Source organism: Thioalkalivibrio halophilus (assembly GCF_001995255.1).
GTDB lineage: Bacteria > Pseudomonadota > Gammaproteobacteria > Ectothiorhodospirales > Ectothiorhodospiraceae > Thioalkalivibrio > Thioalkalivibrio halophilus.
This window is the reverse complement of the sequence record NZ_MUZR01000006.1, coordinates 41968-58010: the sequence shown is the minus strand read 5'-3', so window position 1 is coordinate 58010 and position 16043 is coordinate 41968. Positions and strand designations below refer to the sequence as shown.

General features: G+C 66.1%; 20 protein-coding genes. 7 read left to right on the top strand and 13 right to left on the bottom strand.

Annotation, left to right across the window (positions count from 1 at the left end; translation table 11 throughout):
* The 11 genes from dsrO to dsrA form a co-directional block, all read right to left on the bottom strand.
* Positions 1-729 (bottom strand): sulfate reduction electron transfer complex DsrMKJOP subunit DsrO, encoded by a 729-nt coding sequence (dsrO, locus tag B1A74_RS02010; RefSeq protein WP_077243626.1) that lies wholly within the window; start codon positions 727-729, stop codon positions 1-3.
* Complete coding sequence (locus tag B1A74_RS02005) at positions 726-1235, bottom strand: hypothetical protein (protein ID WP_099049981.1); 510 nt, start codon at positions 1233-1235, stop codon at positions 726-728. Before B1A74_RS02005 ends, dsrO begins: the two co-directional genes overlap by 4 nt.
* Before the next feature lie 2 nt (positions 1236-1237).
* A complete protein-coding gene (locus B1A74_RS02000) occupies positions 1238-3184 on the bottom strand; it encodes an NAD(P)-binding protein (RefSeq protein ID WP_077243625.1) in 1947 nt (648 codons plus the stop codon).
* A gap of 49 nt (positions 3185-3233) precedes the next feature.
* The gene (gene dsrK, locus B1A74_RS01995; RefSeq protein WP_077243624.1) at positions 3234-4724 is read right to left on the bottom strand and encodes a sulfate reduction electron transfer complex DsrMKJOP subunit DsrK; all 1491 of its coding nucleotides are present in this window, start codon (positions 4722-4724) and stop codon (positions 3234-3236) included.
* A 4-nt stretch (positions 4725-4728) separates the two neighbouring features.
* The gene (locus B1A74_RS01990; RefSeq protein WP_077243623.1) at positions 4729-5514 is read right to left on the bottom strand and encodes a respiratory nitrate reductase subunit gamma; all 786 of its coding nucleotides are present in this window, start codon (positions 5512-5514) and stop codon (positions 4729-4731) included.
* A 209-nt stretch (positions 5515-5723) separates the two neighbouring features.
* Positions 5724-6056 carry a TusE/DsrC/DsvC family sulfur relay protein gene (locus B1A74_RS01985; protein WP_077243622.1) on the bottom strand — a complete coding sequence of 111 codons (333 nt, stop codon included), beginning with the start codon at positions 6054-6056 and terminating at the stop codon, positions 5724-5726.
* Between the two features lie 49 nt (positions 6057-6105).
* Positions 6106-6408 carry a sulfurtransferase complex subunit TusB gene (gene tusB / locus B1A74_RS01980; protein ID WP_042805686.1) on the bottom strand — a complete coding sequence of 101 codons (303 nt, stop codon included), beginning with the start codon at positions 6406-6408 and terminating at the stop codon, positions 6106-6108.
* Between the two features lie 13 nt (positions 6409-6421).
* Positions 6422-6814, bottom strand: coding sequence for a sulfurtransferase complex subunit TusC (gene tusC / locus B1A74_RS01975; protein ID WP_077243621.1), 393 nt, complete (start codon positions 6812-6814; stop codon positions 6422-6424).
* A 68-nt stretch (positions 6815-6882) separates the two neighbouring features.
* Positions 6883-7275: a sulfurtransferase complex subunit TusD gene (gene tusD / locus B1A74_RS01970; protein ID WP_028491512.1), complete on the bottom strand. Its 393-nt coding sequence runs from the start codon at positions 7273-7275 to the stop codon at positions 6883-6885.
* A gap of 45 nt (positions 7276-7320) precedes the next feature.
* The gene (dsrB, locus tag B1A74_RS01965; protein WP_077243620.1) at positions 7321-8400 is read right to left on the bottom strand and encodes a dissimilatory-type sulfite reductase subunit beta; all 1080 of its coding nucleotides are present in this window, start codon (positions 8398-8400) and stop codon (positions 7321-7323) included.
* Between the two features lie 54 nt (positions 8401-8454).
* Entirely contained in the window at positions 8455-9726 is a 1272-nt protein-coding gene (gene dsrA, locus B1A74_RS01960) for a dissimilatory-type sulfite reductase subunit alpha (RefSeq protein ID WP_077243619.1), read from the bottom strand.
* Between the two features lie 441 nt (positions 9727-10167).
* Here dsrA and B1A74_RS01955 point away from each other — a divergent pair, with 441 nt between their 5' ends.
* From B1A74_RS01955 to B1A74_RS01935, 5 genes are all read left to right on the top strand, one after another.
* Positions 10168-11085, top strand: a complete 918-nt coding sequence (locus B1A74_RS01955) for a TauD/TfdA family dioxygenase (protein WP_077243618.1) — start codon at positions 10168-10170, stop codon at positions 11083-11085.
* Between the two features lie 26 nt (positions 11086-11111).
* Positions 11112-11789, top strand: a complete 678-nt coding sequence (gene cas6 / locus B1A74_RS01950; protein WP_077243617.1) for a type I-MYXAN CRISPR-associated protein Cas6/Cmx6 — start codon at positions 11112-11114, stop codon at positions 11787-11789.
* Between the two features lie 121 nt (positions 11790-11910).
* A complete protein-coding gene (locus B1A74_RS01945; protein WP_028491517.1) occupies positions 11911-12114 on the top strand; it encodes a hypothetical protein in 204 nt (67 codons plus the stop codon).
* A gap of 67 nt (positions 12115-12181) precedes the next feature.
* Complete coding sequence (locus tag B1A74_RS01940; protein WP_051246022.1) at positions 12182-12988, top strand: DUF3050 domain-containing protein; 807 nt, start codon at positions 12182-12184, stop codon at positions 12986-12988.
* A complete protein-coding gene (locus B1A74_RS01935; protein ID WP_077243616.1) occupies positions 12985-13590 on the top strand; it encodes a hypothetical protein in 606 nt (201 codons plus the stop codon). Before B1A74_RS01940 ends, B1A74_RS01935 begins: the two co-directional genes overlap by 4 nt.
* 60 nt (positions 13591-13650) lie before the next feature.
* Here B1A74_RS01935 and B1A74_RS01930 read toward each other — a convergent pair whose 3' ends face one another.
* Positions 13651-13851, bottom strand: coding sequence for an Alvin_2107 family globule sulfur oxidation protein (locus B1A74_RS01930; protein ID WP_028491520.1), 201 nt, complete (start codon positions 13849-13851; stop codon positions 13651-13653).
* 63 nt (positions 13852-13914) lie between these two features.
* The gene (locus B1A74_RS01925; protein WP_077243615.1) at positions 13915-15036 is read right to left on the bottom strand and encodes an anthranilate phosphoribosyltransferase; all 1122 of its coding nucleotides are present in this window, start codon (positions 15034-15036) and stop codon (positions 13915-13917) included.
* Positions 15037-15242: 206 nt separating this feature from the next.
* Between B1A74_RS01925 and B1A74_RS01920 the strand changes: the two genes are divergently transcribed.
* Positions 15243-15707, top strand: a complete 465-nt coding sequence (locus B1A74_RS01920) for a tetratricopeptide repeat protein (protein ID WP_077243614.1) — start codon at positions 15243-15245, stop codon at positions 15705-15707.
* Between the two features lie 43 nt (positions 15708-15750).
* Entirely contained in the window at positions 15751-16026 is a 276-nt protein-coding gene (locus B1A74_RS01915) for a glutaredoxin domain-containing protein (protein WP_244269152.1), read from the top strand.
* Positions 16027-16043 lie beyond the last annotated feature (17 nt).

Genomic DNA, 16043 nt, shown 5'->3' with positions numbered 1-16043 from the left:
TCAGATGCCCTGGTAGCGCACGCCGGGGTTCAACCCCAGATCGGCCCGGATGGCACTGCCACCGTGCTCGGCCAGCTCGCGCGAAATCGCGGAATCGGGATCGTTCAGATCGCCAAAGGTCATCGCGCCGTTGCCCAGCTCGTGGCACGCCTCGACACAGGCGGTGGTGCCTTCACCGCGATCGATGCGATGCACGCAAAGGGTGCAGCTCTCCACCGTGCCCTTGCCTCGGGGCGCATGCGCGGCCTGCCCGGCCAGGGGTTCATGGATGAACGAACGCGCCTTGTAGGGACAGGCCATCATGCAGTAGCGACAGCCGATGCAGGTGTGCTTGTCGACCAGGACGATGCCGTCCTCCCGGCGGAAAGAAGCCCCGGTCGGGCAAACGTCCGCACACGGCGGGTTTTCGCAGTGCTGACACATCACCGGCAGGGAACGGGTATGTCCGGTCCCCGGGTCCCGCAGATCCACCTTGCGGATCCACTGGGCATCGGTGCGCGGCCGATCCATTCCATGCACCCCGTTCTCCGCGTGGCAGGCCGTGACACAGGCATTGCAGTCACCGCAGCGGTTGCTGTCGATCAACAGCCCCCAGCGGACCCCTTCGGCCGTCTTTTCCTCAGCCGAACGCATCAGGAATACCCCCGGGGCAACGGTGACACCGGCGACCGCGGCGGCCGCCCCGGTGATGAACTGGCGGCGTGACAGGCTAGCGTTCTTCCGGCTCATTGCGTGGCATCCTCCGATGGCGGGAGCAGCAGGCCGGTCTCCGCGAGGGTCGCCGTCACATCCTGCTGATCGGCCTCCCAGGCGAATTCCGGGGCGGGTGCATGCGGGTTCAGGGAATGCAGATGCGCGGACGCCGAAGGCCGGTCGCGATGGCATTCGAAGCAGTCGACACTGACCGCGTTGAAGGTATGGCAGCTGGCGCAGAAGTGCGTCTCCGGCTCGCTATGACGGGCATCCGATGCGACGTGACAGTCGATGCAGCTGACAAAGCCGTGATCGGGATTGCGGACCCCGTCACGGACGGCGTGATCGCGCTCGTGCGTCAGTATCTTGCCGTGATCCTTGCGGATCACGTCCACGGGCTCCACGCACTGGTCACCGCGAGCCTCCTCCGTCATGTCCGGCGGCTCGACACTCCCGCCGCAGCCCAGCAGCAGCGACAGGGGCAGCACCCCGAACCCCAGCCAGCGCAGCACACCCCGGCCCAGGGACTTGACCGGATCCATGATCACTCACCCATGGCCATGTCGATGTAGCCGGTGGGGCAGACATCGGCACACACATGGCAGCCGACGCAGCGAGAATAGTCGGTCGCCACGTAGCGCCCGGTTGCCTTTTCGCTCTTCGGGACACGATAGACGGCGGTCTGCGGGCAGTAGATCACGCAGTTGTCGCACTCGAAGCACAGACCGCAGCTCATGCAGCGATTGGCTTCGGCACGGGCCTGTTCCTCGCTCAGGCCCTCCATGCGTTCGGCGAAGTGGCCGATGACCTCGTCGGCCCCCGGACCATGCTCCCGCCGGCGGATCCGCGGGGTATACGCGAAATGCCCCTTGAACAACCGCTCGTGGGAGATGATCTCCTGCGAGGAACGATCCTCGTAGTTGTGCACGGCGAAACCGGCGGCGGAAGTCCCGCGGGTCTGCTCGCCGCCGTAGGGTTCCGGTTCCAGGCCGGTCTCCTGCAGCTTGTGCAAAAGATCGAAGTGATGCACGTCCACCCGCGGACGCTTGATCGGCTGCTGGTGGCGCAGGAAATGGTCGATGCTGTCGGCCGCCATGGCCCCGTGGCCGATCGCGGTGGTCAGCAGGTGCGGCCGGATGATGTCGCCCACCACGAAATGACCTTCGCGGCCCGGCACATGGTAGAACGGGTCCTTGTCGATGAAGCCCCGCCCGTTGTCCAGGGCCTCCAGGCCCTCAAGATCCCCGCCCTGTCCGATCGCGGACACGATCAGGTCGGCCTCGAGCACGAACTCGGTGCCTTCCACCGGCGTGGGGGCGTTGTCCACGAACTCGCAGCGGGCCATCTTCAGCGCGGTGGCGCGTCCACTGTCATCCTGAATCACCTCCACCGGCATCACCCCGTCCATGATGGTCACGCCCTCGTTCAGGGCGTCATGCACCTCATGCTCGGCCGCGGTCATCTCTTCCTTCGGGAACAGGGAGGTCAACGTGACGTCCGCGCCGGTGCGAACCGCACTCATCGCGCTGTCATGGGCCACATAGCCGTGGATGCGATCTTCGGGGTGATCGGTGACATTTTCGGTATCGATCCGGCCGAGCCGCCGCGCCACCGAAACCACGTCGATGGAGGTGTCCCCGCCGCCCACGCAGATGATGCGCTCGGTAGTCAGGGCACCCATGCGACCAGTGTTGAAGGCCTCCAGGAAATCGACCCCGGTGATGCAGTTGGGCGCATCGCCGCCCGGAACCGGGAGCTTGCGGCCGGTCTGGCAGCCCACGGCCCAGACCACGGCGTCGAACTCGTTTTCGACCTCCTCCATGCTGACGTCGCGTCCAACCCGCGTCTTCAGCCGCAGGTGGATATCACCCAGCCCCAGGATCCGGTCCATCTCGTGGCGCAGGATCTCGCGCGGAACGCGATACTCGGGGATCCCGTACATCATCATCCCGCCGAGCTCCTCGTGATCGTCGAAGATCGTCGCGGCGTGCCCGAGGCGGCGCAGGTGATAGGCGGCCGACATGCCCCCGGGCCCGCCTCCCACGATCGCAACGTGCTTGCCCGACAGCGGCGGCGGGGCGTCGAAGGTGAACTGCTCGTGGAAGGCGGTATCCCCGATGTACTGCTCCACCGAATTGATACCGACGAACTCCTCGACCTCGTTGCGGTTGCACCCGGATTCGCACGGCGCAGGGCACACCCGGCCCATTACCGAGGGGAACGGGTTGGCATCGGTGGAGCGGCGGAACGCGTATTCCTGCCAGCTCATGTCCTGCGGCGGCTTCTCGACCCCGCGCACGATCTGCAACCAGCCGCGGATGTCCTCGCCCGCCGGGCAGGAACCCTGGCACGGCGGAGTCCGGTGCACATAGACCGGGCACTTGTGGGACGTGTCGGCCTTGAAGATCGCATTCTTCCAGTCCCGCCGCCGGCTTTCGCCATCCTTGAACTTGCGGAAGGTCAGGTTCATGTCTTCATCGGTGGTGGACATTACTGTTCTCCTGGTCTGCGCGGGCCCGGGGCCGGGCGCCCTGGGTGGTTTATCTGGCCGGATCCAGCACGATCGCGTCACTCACCAGCTGATGCACGCTCACGATCTGGTCCATTTCGAAGCCGTAGTAGGGCAGGACCTTGGCGAACTGGCTCTTGCAGATCGCGCAGATCGCGGCCAGATGGGTCACGCCCTCCTCGTCGGCGACCTGCCGCAATGCCTGCATGCGGGGCAGCGCACCCTTCACGCGCAGCTCCATCAGGTCGTCCGTGAGCAGCCCGCCGCCGCCACCACAACAAAAGGTCGCCTCTCCGATGGTGTCCGGCGGCATGTCGTAATAGTGGTTGCAAACCGCACGGAGGATCTCGCGGGGGATGGTGAACTGCCCGCCGGGGGTATCCCCCATGCGCGATGCCCGTGCCACATTGCAGGAATCGTGGAAGGTGACCCGCCGATGGTCGTTGGCGCTCTTGTCCAGGGTGAGCGCGCCGCGCTGGATCAGGTCGTGGGTCACTTCGCAGATGTGCTGCGGCACGGGATAACGCGGATCGAGGAAATCGAACGGCCCGGCAAGCGTGTTCAGAAAGCTGTAGGCCACCCGCCAGGCATGGCCGCATTCGCCGAACACGATCCGCTTGACCCCCAGTTCCTCGGCGGCCTCGCGTACCCGCAGGGCGATCTTGCGCATGTTCTCCGGCGAACCGATGAACAGGCCGAAGTTGGCGGCTTCGGAGGCGTGCGAGGACAGCGTCCAGGAGATCCCGGCCTGATGGAAAACCTTGCCGTAGCCAATCAGGCCGTCCACGTGGGGTTCGGCGAAGAAATCCGCCGAGGGGGTCACCAGCAGGACCTCCGCCCCCTTCTCGTCCAGCGGATAACGCACGTCCACGCCGGTGTCTTCCTTGACCTCCTCCTCCAGGCCTTCAAGGGTGTCCTGCAGAGCGGGCTGCGGCAGCCCCAGGTTGTTGCCGATCTTGAAGACCTTGCCGATGATCTCGTTGCTGTATTTCTGGCCCTTGCCCACCGCGTTCATGATCTCGCGGGTGGCCATGGTGACCTCGGCGGTATCGATCCCGTACGGGCAGTACACCGAACAGCGGCGGCACTCCGAGCACTGGTGAAAATAGCTGTACCACTGATCAAGGACCTCCTCGGTGAGATCCTGCGCACCGACAAGTTTCGGGAACAGCCGGCCGGGCCAGGTAAAATAGCGACGATAGACGCTGCGCAGGAGATCCTGACGCGCCACCGGCATGTTGCGCGGGTCCGAGGTGCCGTGGAAATAGTGGCACTTGTCGGTACACGCCCCGCACTTAACGCAGGCATCCATGAACACCTGCAGGCCGCGGTTCTTGTCGAGCAACTCGCCCAGCTTCGCGATCGCGACATTCTGCCAGTCGTCCACCAGCTCGCCGGGGAAGCCCAGCGGTTCCTGGAATTCGTCACGCGAGACAAAGGGCTGGCTGTGCGACATGGCATCGGGCTTCAGCCCGGGCATGTCGAGGTACTCCTTGACCTCCGGGGTCTCGAAATCGGCCATCGCGTCAATCCTCGCTACGGGCGTTGGGCGCGGCTCCGGCCGCTTCGGAGGAAGCCGCCGCGCCGGTGGGCTCGACGCGCGCGACCCAGCTGGTGTGGCGCCGTTCGCGCGGGTTGTCCGCCTGGTTGCGGGTGGGGCTGAAGAAGATCCCCGGGGCATGCAGCAGCTTGCTGAACGGGAACACGACCATCAGCGCCACGACCAGCAGCAGGTGCAGCAACAGCAGCGGATCGGTCGGGAGCGGATGCACCTCGAAACGCAGCAGCCCGAGGAAGAACACCTTCACCGCGGTCACGTCCGTGTGCCACAGGAACTTCATCGCCAGCCCGCTGGCCGTGATCGCAACCAGCAGTCCCAGCATCAGATGATCGGAGGGCGCCGAGATGTAGCGGATGCGCTCCACGAACAGGCGCCGTATCCACAGGGCGACCAGGCCGGCCAGCAGGGCAAAACCGGCATACACCCCGAATGGCTGGACCAGCACGACCCAGCCCCAGACCGGCTCGATGAAATATCGCAGGTGGCGCAACAGCACCAGCAGCAACGCCAGGTGGAAGACCCAGGCGAGGATCCAGATCCACTTGTTGGACTTGAACAGGCTGTAGAAGAACACCACTTCGGACAGCATTCGGCCCACCACGCCGGTGCGCGTGGTGGGAGCGGGCGTGGTCGGAATCTTCAGCGGTGCCGGCGCGCGCGCATAGCGGGCGATCCGCAGCCCGACCCCGATCAGCAGGATCGCGGTTGCTGCGTAGAACAGCACGGCAAAGACGATGGATGCGAGGGTCAATGACCTGTCCTCCTGTCAGCCACCGGGGCCCGATCGTCCCGTGGTCCGGCCGGCGCGTCCTCCCCGGGTCACCCATACGGCGACCGGGAGCCGGCATGGCACATGGTCCCGTCCGGTGAACGGGACGAAGCGAATCAGGACTCCGCGAGGGCGCGTCGGAGGCAGGCCGCCGCCCCCGCGGAGTGGAGCTACCCGCCGCGAGGCGGGATTCAGACGCAGCCGGTCGGCTTGGGCAGACCGGCGTACTTGCAGGCCTGCTTGGCCGGGCCGTAGGGGAACAGCTCATAGAGGTACTTGCTGTTGCCCTTGTCGGGTCCGAGCTTCTTGCCGATCGCCTTGGTCAGCACACGCACTGCCGGAGCGATCTGGTATTCCTCGTAGTATTCACGCAGGAAGTTGATGACTTCCCAGTGATTCTCGTCCAGCGAGGTGCCGTCAACCTCGGCCATGGCGCTGGCCACTTCTTCACTCCAGTCACTCAGGTTGGCCAGGTAGCCTTCCTCGTCGGTTTCGTACGTCTTGCCGTTGACTTCAATGGGCATGGATTCCTCCAGTCGTTGCGCGGTGACAGGCCCGTACGGCCGGGCGTTATCAGAGCCAGGCCTGAACCTTGTCGTGGTTTTCGGTCAGCTCGACGAACCCGGCGTAATCAACCACATTGATGCCGGGAATGACCTGCTCCGGGGACAGCCCCCGGGCGCTCAGGTCGGGGCCGAGCACGGACACCGAATGTTGTTCGAGTGCCTTGCGCATCTCGGTCTCGTGGGCGGTTCCCTGTACGGCCGCCAGCACCCCGTCCTCGATCAGCAGGACCGCCGAATCCGGCAGCGCGTGACCCAGGCAGGCGTTGAGCGTGTTCCGTTCGAAGGGCGACTTGTTCACGGTATGCAGCATCTTCAGGGGTCTCCTAGAAGCTCAGGATCACGTCCTGCTCGTCCATCAATCGGGCGATCGCGTCCCGCGACATCACCTCGACCGGCACCAGCAGATCGTCTTCGGACAGGCCTCGCTCGGAGAGCGACTCGGCTTCGACATAGAGCTTTTCCACGTCATAGCCCTCCAGCGCGCGGTAGGTCGGCGAAAAGTTCTTCATGCCGATCTGCCCGGTGTCCTGCCCCTTCTTGATCTGAAAGACGCCGTCATCCATGAACACCATGCTGACGTCCTGCTCGAACGCGGCGGCGATCAGCACCACCTCCAGGGATTCCAGCGCATAGATGGTTCCGTACGGCGCCTTGCGATTGACGTACATGAACTTCCTGATTTCACCGGGGCCTTCTTCTTCCCAGGGTTCGGACATCGTTTCCCACCTTTGTCAGACGATTGGTTGGGCGCGGCCCTGCCGGCCGCACGCGCTGCGGACGACTCTCAGTCCCCGAACACCAGGAGCCGGTCGCACTGGATCCCGGCCTCGATCAACTGGCCGAGACCGGAGATGCGGAATCCGGGCGCGATGTTGTCGCCATCCTTGCCCTGACGCTGCGCCTCGCCCTCGTCGAGGATGCCGCGGCGCTGCGCAGCGGCGATGCAGACCACCAGGTCGATGTCGTGGGCCGCGGCGAGCTCGGACCACTGCACCGGGATGTTGCGATCGTCCTGCGGCGGCACCGGGAAACGGGAGCCGTTGTGCACGCCGTCGTGATAGAAGAAGGCGCGAAAGACCTCGTGCCCGCGTTCAATCGCGGCCTTGCAGAACTGATAGGCCGTATCGGACGCCTGATGCTGATACGGGCCTTCGTTGACCAGGATCGCGTATTTCATGCTCTGCCCTTTATGTTGTCAGGCCGAAGGTGGAGCCCGTGCGGGCTACTGGCGGATATGGGCGGACGCGTTGAGGCTGTTGCGCGAACCGCGCCAGTTGTCCACGTGATAGCGGGTGAACGGCAGCCCCGTCTTGTTGAAGAACTCCGGCCAGCCGATACGCTCGATCCAGTCGTTGATGCGCTCCCAGTCGCGGCCGTCTTCCTGATAGGTCCGGAGGATGCGCTTGACGATCGCGGTGGCCTCGGGCCAGCGCGGCGGGTTGTTCGGGATGCCGGAGGCCACCAGCTTCTGGAAGGTCGGCTTGCCGCGCGCATTCGAGTGATTGCCGCCCACCCAGATCGACAGCTTGGTGTGTTCGGCGTCGTTGATCTGCATCGGCGGGCACGGCGGGAAGCAGGCGCCGCAGCACATGCATTTCTGCTCGTCGACTTCCAGCGACGGCTTGCCGTTGACGACCGCCGGGCGGATCGCCGCCACCGGGCAGCGCGCGACTACCGAGGGGCGTTCGCAGACATTGGCGACCAGGTCGTGGTTGATCTTCGGCGGCTTGGTGTGCTGCACGTTGATCGCGATGTCGCCCTGGCCGCCGCAGTTGATCTGGCAGCAGGAGGTGGTCATGTGCACCCGATTGGGCATATTCGTGTTGCGGAACTCGTCGATCAGTTCGTCCATCATCGCCTTGACCACGCCGGAGGCGTCGGTCCCCGGGATGTCGCAGTGCAGCCATCCCTGAGTATGCGAGATCATCGTGACCGAGTTCTGGGTGCCGCCGACCACGAAACCGGCGTCCTCCAGGGCCTTCACCAGCGGCTCGACCTTGGCCTCGGAATCCACCATGTATTCGATGTTGGAACGCGTGGTGAAACGCACGTAGCCGTCGCCGTACTGGTCACCGATGTCACAGAGCGTGCGCAGGGTGAACACGTCGAGGATGCGCTGGGTACCGGCGCGGACGGTCCAGATACCCTCGCCGGTCTCGGACTCGTGATACAGCACGCCCGGCGCGGGATGGTCGTGGTGATCCCACATGCCGAAGTTCCGGCGCATCACCGGATGCATGTACTGGAATCCGTCCGGGCACCCGGACTCGATGGGGGAACGCATTTCCTGTGCCTGTGCCATGTTCTGCTCCAGCCTTGCTAGCGATTTCGGGGGGAGTCTCGGGAGACCGTCGACCTACTGGCCGGCCGCCGCCTGTTCCCGCTGTTCCATCCTGCGACGCAGCTGCTCCTCGGCCGCCTCGTCAAAGCCGTCGAGGCGCACGTAGGAACTCTGGCGCGGGTGATTGACCATGTTCGGGTCGGCGGGAATGCCGAGCTCCTTGAGGAAGTTCATCAGGCCAATGCGCTCGATCATCTCGCCGCAACGCTCGTGCTCCAGACCGTTCTCGGCCCAGAAATCGATGATGTTTTCGGCCAGTTCGGTGAGCTGCGCGTAGTCCTCGTCGGTATCGAGCTTCATGAAGGGCACGATCACCGTGCCCATCAGGTCGCCGATCTTGAGCGTGCGCTTGCCCCCCAGGAGGATGGTGACCCCGCGCTCGTCACCCGGCGAAAGGGCGGTGTGCATCACGTTCAGGCAGTGCATGCAGCGCACGCAGTCCTTGTCCTCGACCTCCAGGGTGTCGTCGTCATGCAGGGTCATGCAGCCAGTCGGGCAACGGGTGGTGACGTTGTCGATGACCTCGGCACGTCCCTTCTCCTGGATGAATTCGCGGACCTTGTCCTGGTCGATCTTCATCTCGTCACGCCAGGTGCCGATGACCGCGAAATCGGAACGTTCGATGGCGTTGACACAGTCGTTCGGGCAGCCGGAGACCTTGAACTTGAACTTGTACGGCAGCGACGGACGGTGCACGTCGTCGGTAAACCGGTTCAGCAGGGTGCGGTGGATGCGCTGTTCGTTGGCGCAGGACTGCTCGCAGCGCGCGGCCCCCACGCAGGACATGCCGGTGCGCACGCAAGGCCCGGCACCGCCGAGGTCAAACCCGTATTCGTTGATCTCGTCGAAGAAGGCCTGGGTGTTGTCGGTGTCCACGCCGATGAACATCGCGTTGCCGGTCTGGCCATGGAAGGTCACCAGGCCGGAACCGTACTTTTCCCAGGAGTCCGCGAGCTGGCGCAGGATATCGGTGGTGTAGAAGTTGCCCGCCGGCGGCTGCACGCGCACGGTGTGGAACTCCTTCGAGCTCGGAAACGCATGACCGACTTCGGAGAACCGCGGGATGATCCCGGAGCCATACCCGAACACCGAGACCGTGCCGCCCTTCCAGTAACCCTTCCGGGTCTCGTAGGAATGCTCGAGCTGCCCCAGCAGGTCATTGCTCATGCCCTGGATGCGGTCGTCGGGATGCCGGTCGCGCAGGTTCTTGATGCCGGAGATGAAGCTCGGCCACGGACCGTTCTCGAGCTCATCGAGCATGGGAGTGGGATGGTGATTCTTGGCCATGACAATACTCCTTGCCGGGGTGCCGCTTGCGCGGGGCTCGTGCGCCGGTAACGCCGCCACGATCACGTGATCCCTGACGGAGCCGGCGCCGCTCCCCTGCCCGAGGTTGTTTTTGCGATGGGCCGGCGCCCTCTGGCGGGCGGCGACCCCGTCCTTCGCCGCAAACTCTAGGCCGGCACCGCGGCGCTGGACATCCTGCTGTTGGGGGGTACGCGCAAGCCCGCGACTATCCCCTGTGGCAGGGTCAGAAGCCCGGCCCCATCCGCGCGAAATTGATGCTCGGGTCGCGGAAACCGCATTCCGTCGCGGTGTGGCCACAGGCTCCCGGGATACCCCCAAAGAATGGTTGTGGGTATACCGGGCACCCCTACACTGGAAGCCGTATGGCCCGCCCCGCATTGACCGGCACGGCGGGCCCGGAACCCCGGAGGCCGTCCATCCATGAACGCCCCTGTCCGTGCATCCACCTGCGCCTCGCCATTCGACCTGCAGGCCGACGAATCCTGGCGGGCATGGCGCGCGCGGCGCCTTGCCTGCGGGACCCCCGGTCCCGCCGACCTGACCGTGGAACTGAACGATCCGGCGCGCCCCACGGCCGCGGAGCTGGAGGCCCTGTGCGAGCGGATTCGGCAACACAACCTGGCGTTCTATCGCTGCCCCTCCGGGGCGGCGGCACTGGACCGCGAAAGATTCGCCGCCCTCTGCGGCGCCCTGGGATTCACCCGGCCGGATCCCCACGAATGCGCGGACGGGGACGGGATCAGTGCCCTTCAGGTCTGCGACGATGGGCGTCGGGCCGGATATATCCCGTACAGCAACCGGCCCCTCAGCTGGCATTGCGATGGCTATTACAATCCGCCGGATCGGCGCATTCGGGCGATGCTCCTGCATTGCGTGTCCGATGCCCCCAGCGGTGGCGAGAACCTGTTTCTGGATCCGGAGCTGCTGTACATCCGCCTGCGCGACGAGAATCCGGAATGGATCACCGCCCTCTGCCATCCCCGGGCCCTGACCATCCCCGCCAACGTGCAGGACGGGCGGACCCTGCGACCGGCCGCCACCGGTCCCGTCTTCAGCGTGGATCCCGCATCCGGCCGGCTGCACATGCGCTACACCGCCCGTACCCGCAGCATCGAGTGGCGTGACGACCCGACGACCCGCGCCGCGGCCGGACGCATCCGCGAGATCCTGGAGGCCGAGGGGCCCGGGGTGCTGCGTCACCGACTGGCTCCCGGCGAGGGTGTGGTCTGCAATAACGTGCTGCATGCACGCACCGGTTTCACCTACGACTCGTTCGCCGGGAGCCGGCAGCGCCTGCTCCTGCGGGCGCGGTTTGCCCGCCGCGTGCCCGGCACCTGAACCCGTTCCCCGGAGGCACACCGAACATGTTCTGGGACGACACCCCCGCCACCACACCGGAGCAGGCCGAAGACACGGTGGATCTCGCGTTCCGCGTGCACTGCCCGGCACTGCCGCTGGACCACGCGCATGCGCTGTCGCAGCAGATCTGCGCACTCCTGCCCTGGCTGCAGGACGAACCCCGGGCCGGCATTCATTTGATCCACGGGGCCGAATCCGGCAACGGCTGGCAACGACCGGAGGCGACCATTCCGCTGTCGCGACGCACCCGCCTGCGCCTGCGCCTGCCGCGCACCCGGGTGGAGCAAGCCCGGGAGATCCGGGGGACCCGACTGGATCTGGGATCGGCGCCCCTGAAGATCGGGGAGTTCACGATCGTGCCGTTACGGGCACAACCGGCCCTGATGGCCCGGCATGTCATCGCCCGCCCGGATCAGGACGAAGATGCCTTCCTCGCGGAGGTCGCGGCATCGCTGAGCGCCATGGGCGTGCCGATCTCCAAGCTGCTGTGCGGTCGCAGTCATCAGCTGCAGACCCCGTATGGGGCGCTGTTCACGCGGCGGCTCCTGGTGGCCGATCTCGACCCGCTCGCCTCCCTGCGCCTGCAGCGCGAGGGCCTGGGTCCCGAGCGGCTGATGGGCTGCGGCCTGTTCGACGGCCACAAGGACGTGGCCCCGGTGCATTCGTCGCCGGCCATGCACTGAGGTGTTTTCGGAACCGCCGGCCGACCCTGCCGGACTACCCCCAAAGAGGGGTAAGAGCGACCGAATGGCGGTGCTATATTGCCGGCGGATCCTCACCCACCCCCCGGATGGAGACCACCCCATGAGCAAAAAGCAGGAACAGATCCAGAAACTGCTGGACATGCAGAAAAAGTTCATCGAATACGAGCACGCCCATGGCGTCACCCCGGAGGAGTATTATCTCGCCGAGGAAGGCCACCCGCTGCACAACTACCGCCAGCGGTTCCGCGACGTCGCCATGGATCTGGTCGAGATGGCCCACGAAGAAAAGGGCTCGCACCGCTGACCCGTCACCCGCACGGATGGCAGCCCGGGTCATGCACCCGTGCATGCCCCGGGGCGGCGAGACACCCATGACGGCCAACGCGCAATCTTTCAACCCCGCATCGCCCCCGGAGCTGGGCCTGGACAGCCTGGCCCCGCTGCAACGCGAGCTGGAAGAACACCCGGTCTACGCCCTGCGTGATCTGCGTGATCTGCGCGGATTCATGGAATGCCACGTCTACCCGGTCTGGGACTTCATGTCCCTGATCAAATTCCTCCAGCAGCAGGTCGCGCCGATTCGCTATCCCTGGACCCCCGGGGCGGATGCCTCGGTATGCCGCTTCATCAACGAACTGGTCCTGGAAGAAGAGTCCGACCGGATCCCCGCCCCCGACGGGCAGGACCTCCATCTGAGCCACTTCGAGCTGTATTGCGCCGCCATGGAAGAGGTCGGGGCCGACCCCGACCCCGCCCGCCGGTTCGTGGCCCTGGCAGCCGAACAGGGCATTGATGCGGCACTGAATGCCGGGATCGCACCCGCCCCCTCCGCCGAGTTCGTCCGCCGCACCTTCGCGCGCATCGAAAGAGGCCGATCGCACGAGGTTGCCGCGGCGCTGGCACTGGGCCGCGAACACGTCATCCCCGGCATGTTCCGGCAGTTTCTCGCCCGCATGCAGATCGACGAACAAAACGCACCCATGTTTCACCTCTACCTGCAGCGCCACATCCACCTGGACGAGGATTTCCACGGCCCGCTGTCGCTGCGCCTGGTCGAGGCGCTGTGCGGTGACTCGCTCGAGCGACTGGCACAGGCGCGCGATGCCGCCCGAGCCGCCATTCAGGACCGGCTGGATCTGTGGGAGGGAGTGCGCCAACGGCTGGGGCTGCCGGCATGAGCCTGCGCCTGCGCAAGCGCTGGAAACAGGACGAACGGCCGCGAACCACGGAAGACATCGCCAGCGCAGCCGCATCCAACGCGTGGAGGACCGCCTGCAACGGCGTGCTCAACCTGGAAAACGCGGACTTCGAGACCCGCACCCAGGAGCAGCGCCTGCAGCTGATCCAGGAGTTCGCCATCTTTCTGCTGCACCTGACCGACCGTCGTCTCGGAGAACGCCTGTCGCAGGAAGAACGCGGCCGGCTGATCACCGCGATGGCGCTGCGCCTGGCGGCAATCCTCGAGGAAAACGTGGCGGAGCTACGGGCCGGGCCGGACCGCATTCCGGGCCCGGTGGACGGTGTGCGCGAGGCCTTTGTTAACCGGATCAACCGGCGCAGCGATGAATATGCCGAGTGCCGCTACGATATCGACGAAGGCCCGGGCTTCAGCCTGTGGCGGGCCTTTGCCGTGCATGTCAGCGAGGCCCTGGGCCCGCACAATCGACAATGGGCCATCGACCAGGTCATGGCCACCGAAGGCCCGGAAGCGGTTGAGGCCTTCGTACCGGCGCTGGAGTCCCTGCTGCCCTCGGCAGCCGGGGCCGGCGCCGATCCGTAGGGTGGCCCCTTCACCGTGCCCCTCCGGGGCGGCGGCATCACGCCGCCCCGGGCACGGGCATTACTGCTTGACCCAGCTCCCGTGGCCGTCGGTCTTGCCCTCCAGGCCATCCTGGTATCCCGCGTCGTAGGGCGGCGTTACCCGCTGCTCTTCCAGCCTGGGGCTGCGCAGGAAGCCGGTCTGCCAGCCGATGATGTAGTCCGGGTCCACACCAAGACTCTCCATGCGCTTGCTCGCCTCGTGATAGGTCTGCTTGTCCATGATCTCTCCTTTTCTCCCGTTGAATACTGGGTCCGCATGCCGGGGCAACCCCGGATGTGCGGCTCACCCCGCGAATCGGACCAGGGCCGATCCGTCGTCCAGCACCTGCCGCACGCGCTCCGCGGCCGAATTCATGTCGTCCTCGGCCCCGAGGTGGTGCAGCGCAAGCGCGCCGGCGTAGATGAGACTGTCACGCATCGGCCCGGATTCGCCGCGCAACGCCGCCAGCCCCGCCCGGGCTGCCTCCGGCGCGACCTCCCGGCCGTCGGCCTGTGGCTGGGCGCCGTTGCCCGCCTCGGTGGAGACGATCCCGGACGGGAGGGGCACGGCCCGACTTTCGGCCCGGATGCCGAGCGCGGCCGGGTCCAGCGCCAGCTCCCGCTCCGGACCACCGTCGCGATACAGAAATGCACGCCCCGGCTGCTGCAACGATGGAATCACCCCCCCTTCGCCCCCGCGCACCACCAGCCCCGAAGCGAAGCCGGAGTAACGCGCAAGATGCGCATAGACAGGGGGATAGGCCTTGTGCACGTAGCCGACCATGATGTGGGTGCGCCCGCGGGCACGTACGGGGCCGACCAGATTCTCGACCGTGGTCAGGGTGTTGCGCTTGATGATCAGGTTGCGCAGATCGGTGAGCGCATGCAGTCCGGGGCAGAACGCATGCATGTCGACGTAGGCCCAGCCGATGTCCTCCCGGGCAATGCGCGCGGCGGCCGCCTGCGGCGAAAGATCGGTGTCGACACCGGCCGCGCGCAGGACCATCCGCGGAGTAGCACCGAACTTGGGGCCAATGGATTCGATACCGTGACACACAGCCGGCTGACCACAGGCCGCCAGCACCGCGGGCAGAAAGGCCGTCGCGGGCAGGCCGCGGACATGGCCGTCGTATGGGTCGGCGATATCGATCAGGTGGTCCACGTCGGCCACGGCCGTGGTGGCGTGGTCGCGCAACGCCTGCAGCACCCCTTCGCTCTCCTCCAGGGTCTCACGCTTCATCCGCAGGCCGATCAGGAAGACCGCCGCCTGCACCGGGTCCACGTGACCCTCCAGGATCGCCTGCATGGCGGCCCGGGCTTCGTCACGCGAGAGGTCCTTGCTCAGTTCGGGACCGGTGGCAACTTTCTGGATGCAGCCGCGCATCACGGCTGCGGGATCGGGGGAGACGTTCGCGGCTTCGCGCATGGGCAACCTGTCGTGGAGCCTGAGATCGGGTTGTCGGGGCGCACCCCGCAAACGCGAGAATATCCATGCCCGGGCAGGCAGCATATACCCCTATTGAGAGGGTTACGGCCCCGCGGCTTTGCGCGATCATTCGAGGCGAACACTTGAACGGGCCTGCCCGTGTCGAGGGCCCGGCCACCCACCCGTCCAGGCGAGTGCGCGCACCCATGACCCACAGCGATGACGACACCGCGATGGCGCTGCGCAGCGGTATCGCGGCGTTTGAAGCCCGAGAGTTCTCGCGCGCGATGGGCCTGCTCCTGCCGCTGGCGGAGTCCGGCCACCCGGAAGCCCAGTATCGCGTCGCAATCATGCACCAGACCGGCCTGGCCGGCGTGGCCCGACCGGACGCGGCCTTCCACTGGATGCGGGCAGCCGCCGAACAGGGCGATCCGCTCGCCCAGCACGGCCTGGGCTTCATGTTTCTTTCCGGGGAATGCGTGAAACAGGACCCACAGCAGGCCGTGCTCTGGCTCGAACGGGCCGCCCGCCAGGGCCTGGCCGGCTCCCGGACCACCCTCGCGATGCTGTATGCCCGGGGGGAAGGCGTGGACCCCGACCCGGAAGCAGCCCGCTACTGGTACGCGCAGGCCGGCTTCGACCCCGACGAACTGGAGCTGCTCGACGGCTGAGGCCCGATGGCGCCGTCCAGCCCTCCCACGCGCACGAGGTTCGATGATGACCGCCATACGGATGTATTACCGCAGCGACTGCCCCTATTGCGAGCGTGCCGAACGCCTGCTGGAACGGCGCGGACTGACGGAGCAACTGGAAAAGATCGAGATCGCGGACACGCCCGAATCGCTCGCGAAACTGGAACGGATCACCGGGCAGACCGAGGTTCCGCAGATCTATTTCGGCGAAGACCACGTCGGGGGCTTCGAAGAACTGGTGGAACTGGACATGGATGGCGAACTCGAGGACCGGCTGCCGCAGGCCGGCAACGGCTGACACGAGCGGGGACCGCA

Coding starts and splice junctions, on each gene's coding strand:
- dsrO (WP_077243626.1), bottom strand. CDS start 729: ATGAGCCGGAAGAACGCTAGCCTGTCACGCCGCCAGTTCATCACCGGG.
- B1A74_RS02005 (WP_099049981.1), bottom strand. CDS start 1,235: ATGGATCCGGTCAAGTCCCTGGGCCGGGGTGTGCTGCGCTGGCTGGGG.
- B1A74_RS02000 (WP_077243625.1), bottom strand. CDS start 3,184: ATGTCCACCACCGATGAAGACATGAACCTGACCTTCCGCAAGTTCAAG.
- dsrK (WP_077243624.1), bottom strand. CDS start 4,724: ATGGCCGATTTCGAGACCCCGGAGGTCAAGGAGTACCTCGACATGCCC.
- B1A74_RS01985 (WP_077243622.1), bottom strand. CDS start 6,056: ATGCCCATTGAAGTCAACGGCAAGACGTACGAAACCGACGAGGAAGGC.
- tusB (WP_042805686.1), bottom strand. CDS start 6,408: ATGCTGCATACCGTGAACAAGTCGCCCTTCGAACGGAACACGCTCAAC.
- tusC (WP_077243621.1), bottom strand. CDS start 6,814: ATGTCCGAACCCTGGGAAGAAGAAGGCCCCGGTGAAATCAGGAAGTTC.
- tusD (WP_028491512.1), bottom strand. CDS start 7,275: ATGAAATACGCGATCCTGGTCAACGAAGGCCCGTATCAGCATCAGGCG.
- dsrB (WP_077243620.1), bottom strand. CDS start 8,400: ATGGCACAGGCACAGGAAATGCGTTCCCCCATCGAGTCCGGGTGCCCG.
- dsrA (WP_077243619.1), bottom strand. CDS start 9,726: ATGGCCAAGAATCACCATCCCACTCCCATGCTCGATGAGCTCGAGAAC.
- B1A74_RS01955 (WP_077243618.1), top strand. CDS start 10,168: ATGAACGCCCCTGTCCGTGCATCCACCTGCGCCTCGCCATTCGACCTG.
- cas6 (WP_077243617.1), top strand. CDS start 11,112: ATGTTCTGGGACGACACCCCCGCCACCACACCGGAGCAGGCCGAAGAC.
- B1A74_RS01945 (WP_028491517.1), top strand. CDS start 11,911: ATGAGCAAAAAGCAGGAACAGATCCAGAAACTGCTGGACATGCAGAAA.
- B1A74_RS01940 (WP_051246022.1), top strand. CDS start 12,182: ATGACGGCCAACGCGCAATCTTTCAACCCCGCATCGCCCCCGGAGCTG.
- B1A74_RS01935 (WP_077243616.1), top strand. CDS start 12,985: ATGAGCCTGCGCCTGCGCAAGCGCTGGAAACAGGACGAACGGCCGCGA.
- B1A74_RS01930 (WP_028491520.1), bottom strand. CDS start 13,851: ATGGACAAGCAGACCTATCACGAGGCGAGCAAGCGCATGGAGAGTCTT.
- B1A74_RS01925 (WP_077243615.1), bottom strand. CDS start 15,036: ATGCGCGAAGCCGCGAACGTCTCCCCCGATCCCGCAGCCGTGATGCGC.
- B1A74_RS01920 (WP_077243614.1), top strand. CDS start 15,243: ATGACCCACAGCGATGACGACACCGCGATGGCGCTGCGCAGCGGTATC.
- B1A74_RS01915 (WP_244269152.1), top strand. CDS start 15,751: ATGATGACCGCCATACGGATGTATTACCGCAGCGACTGCCCCTATTGC.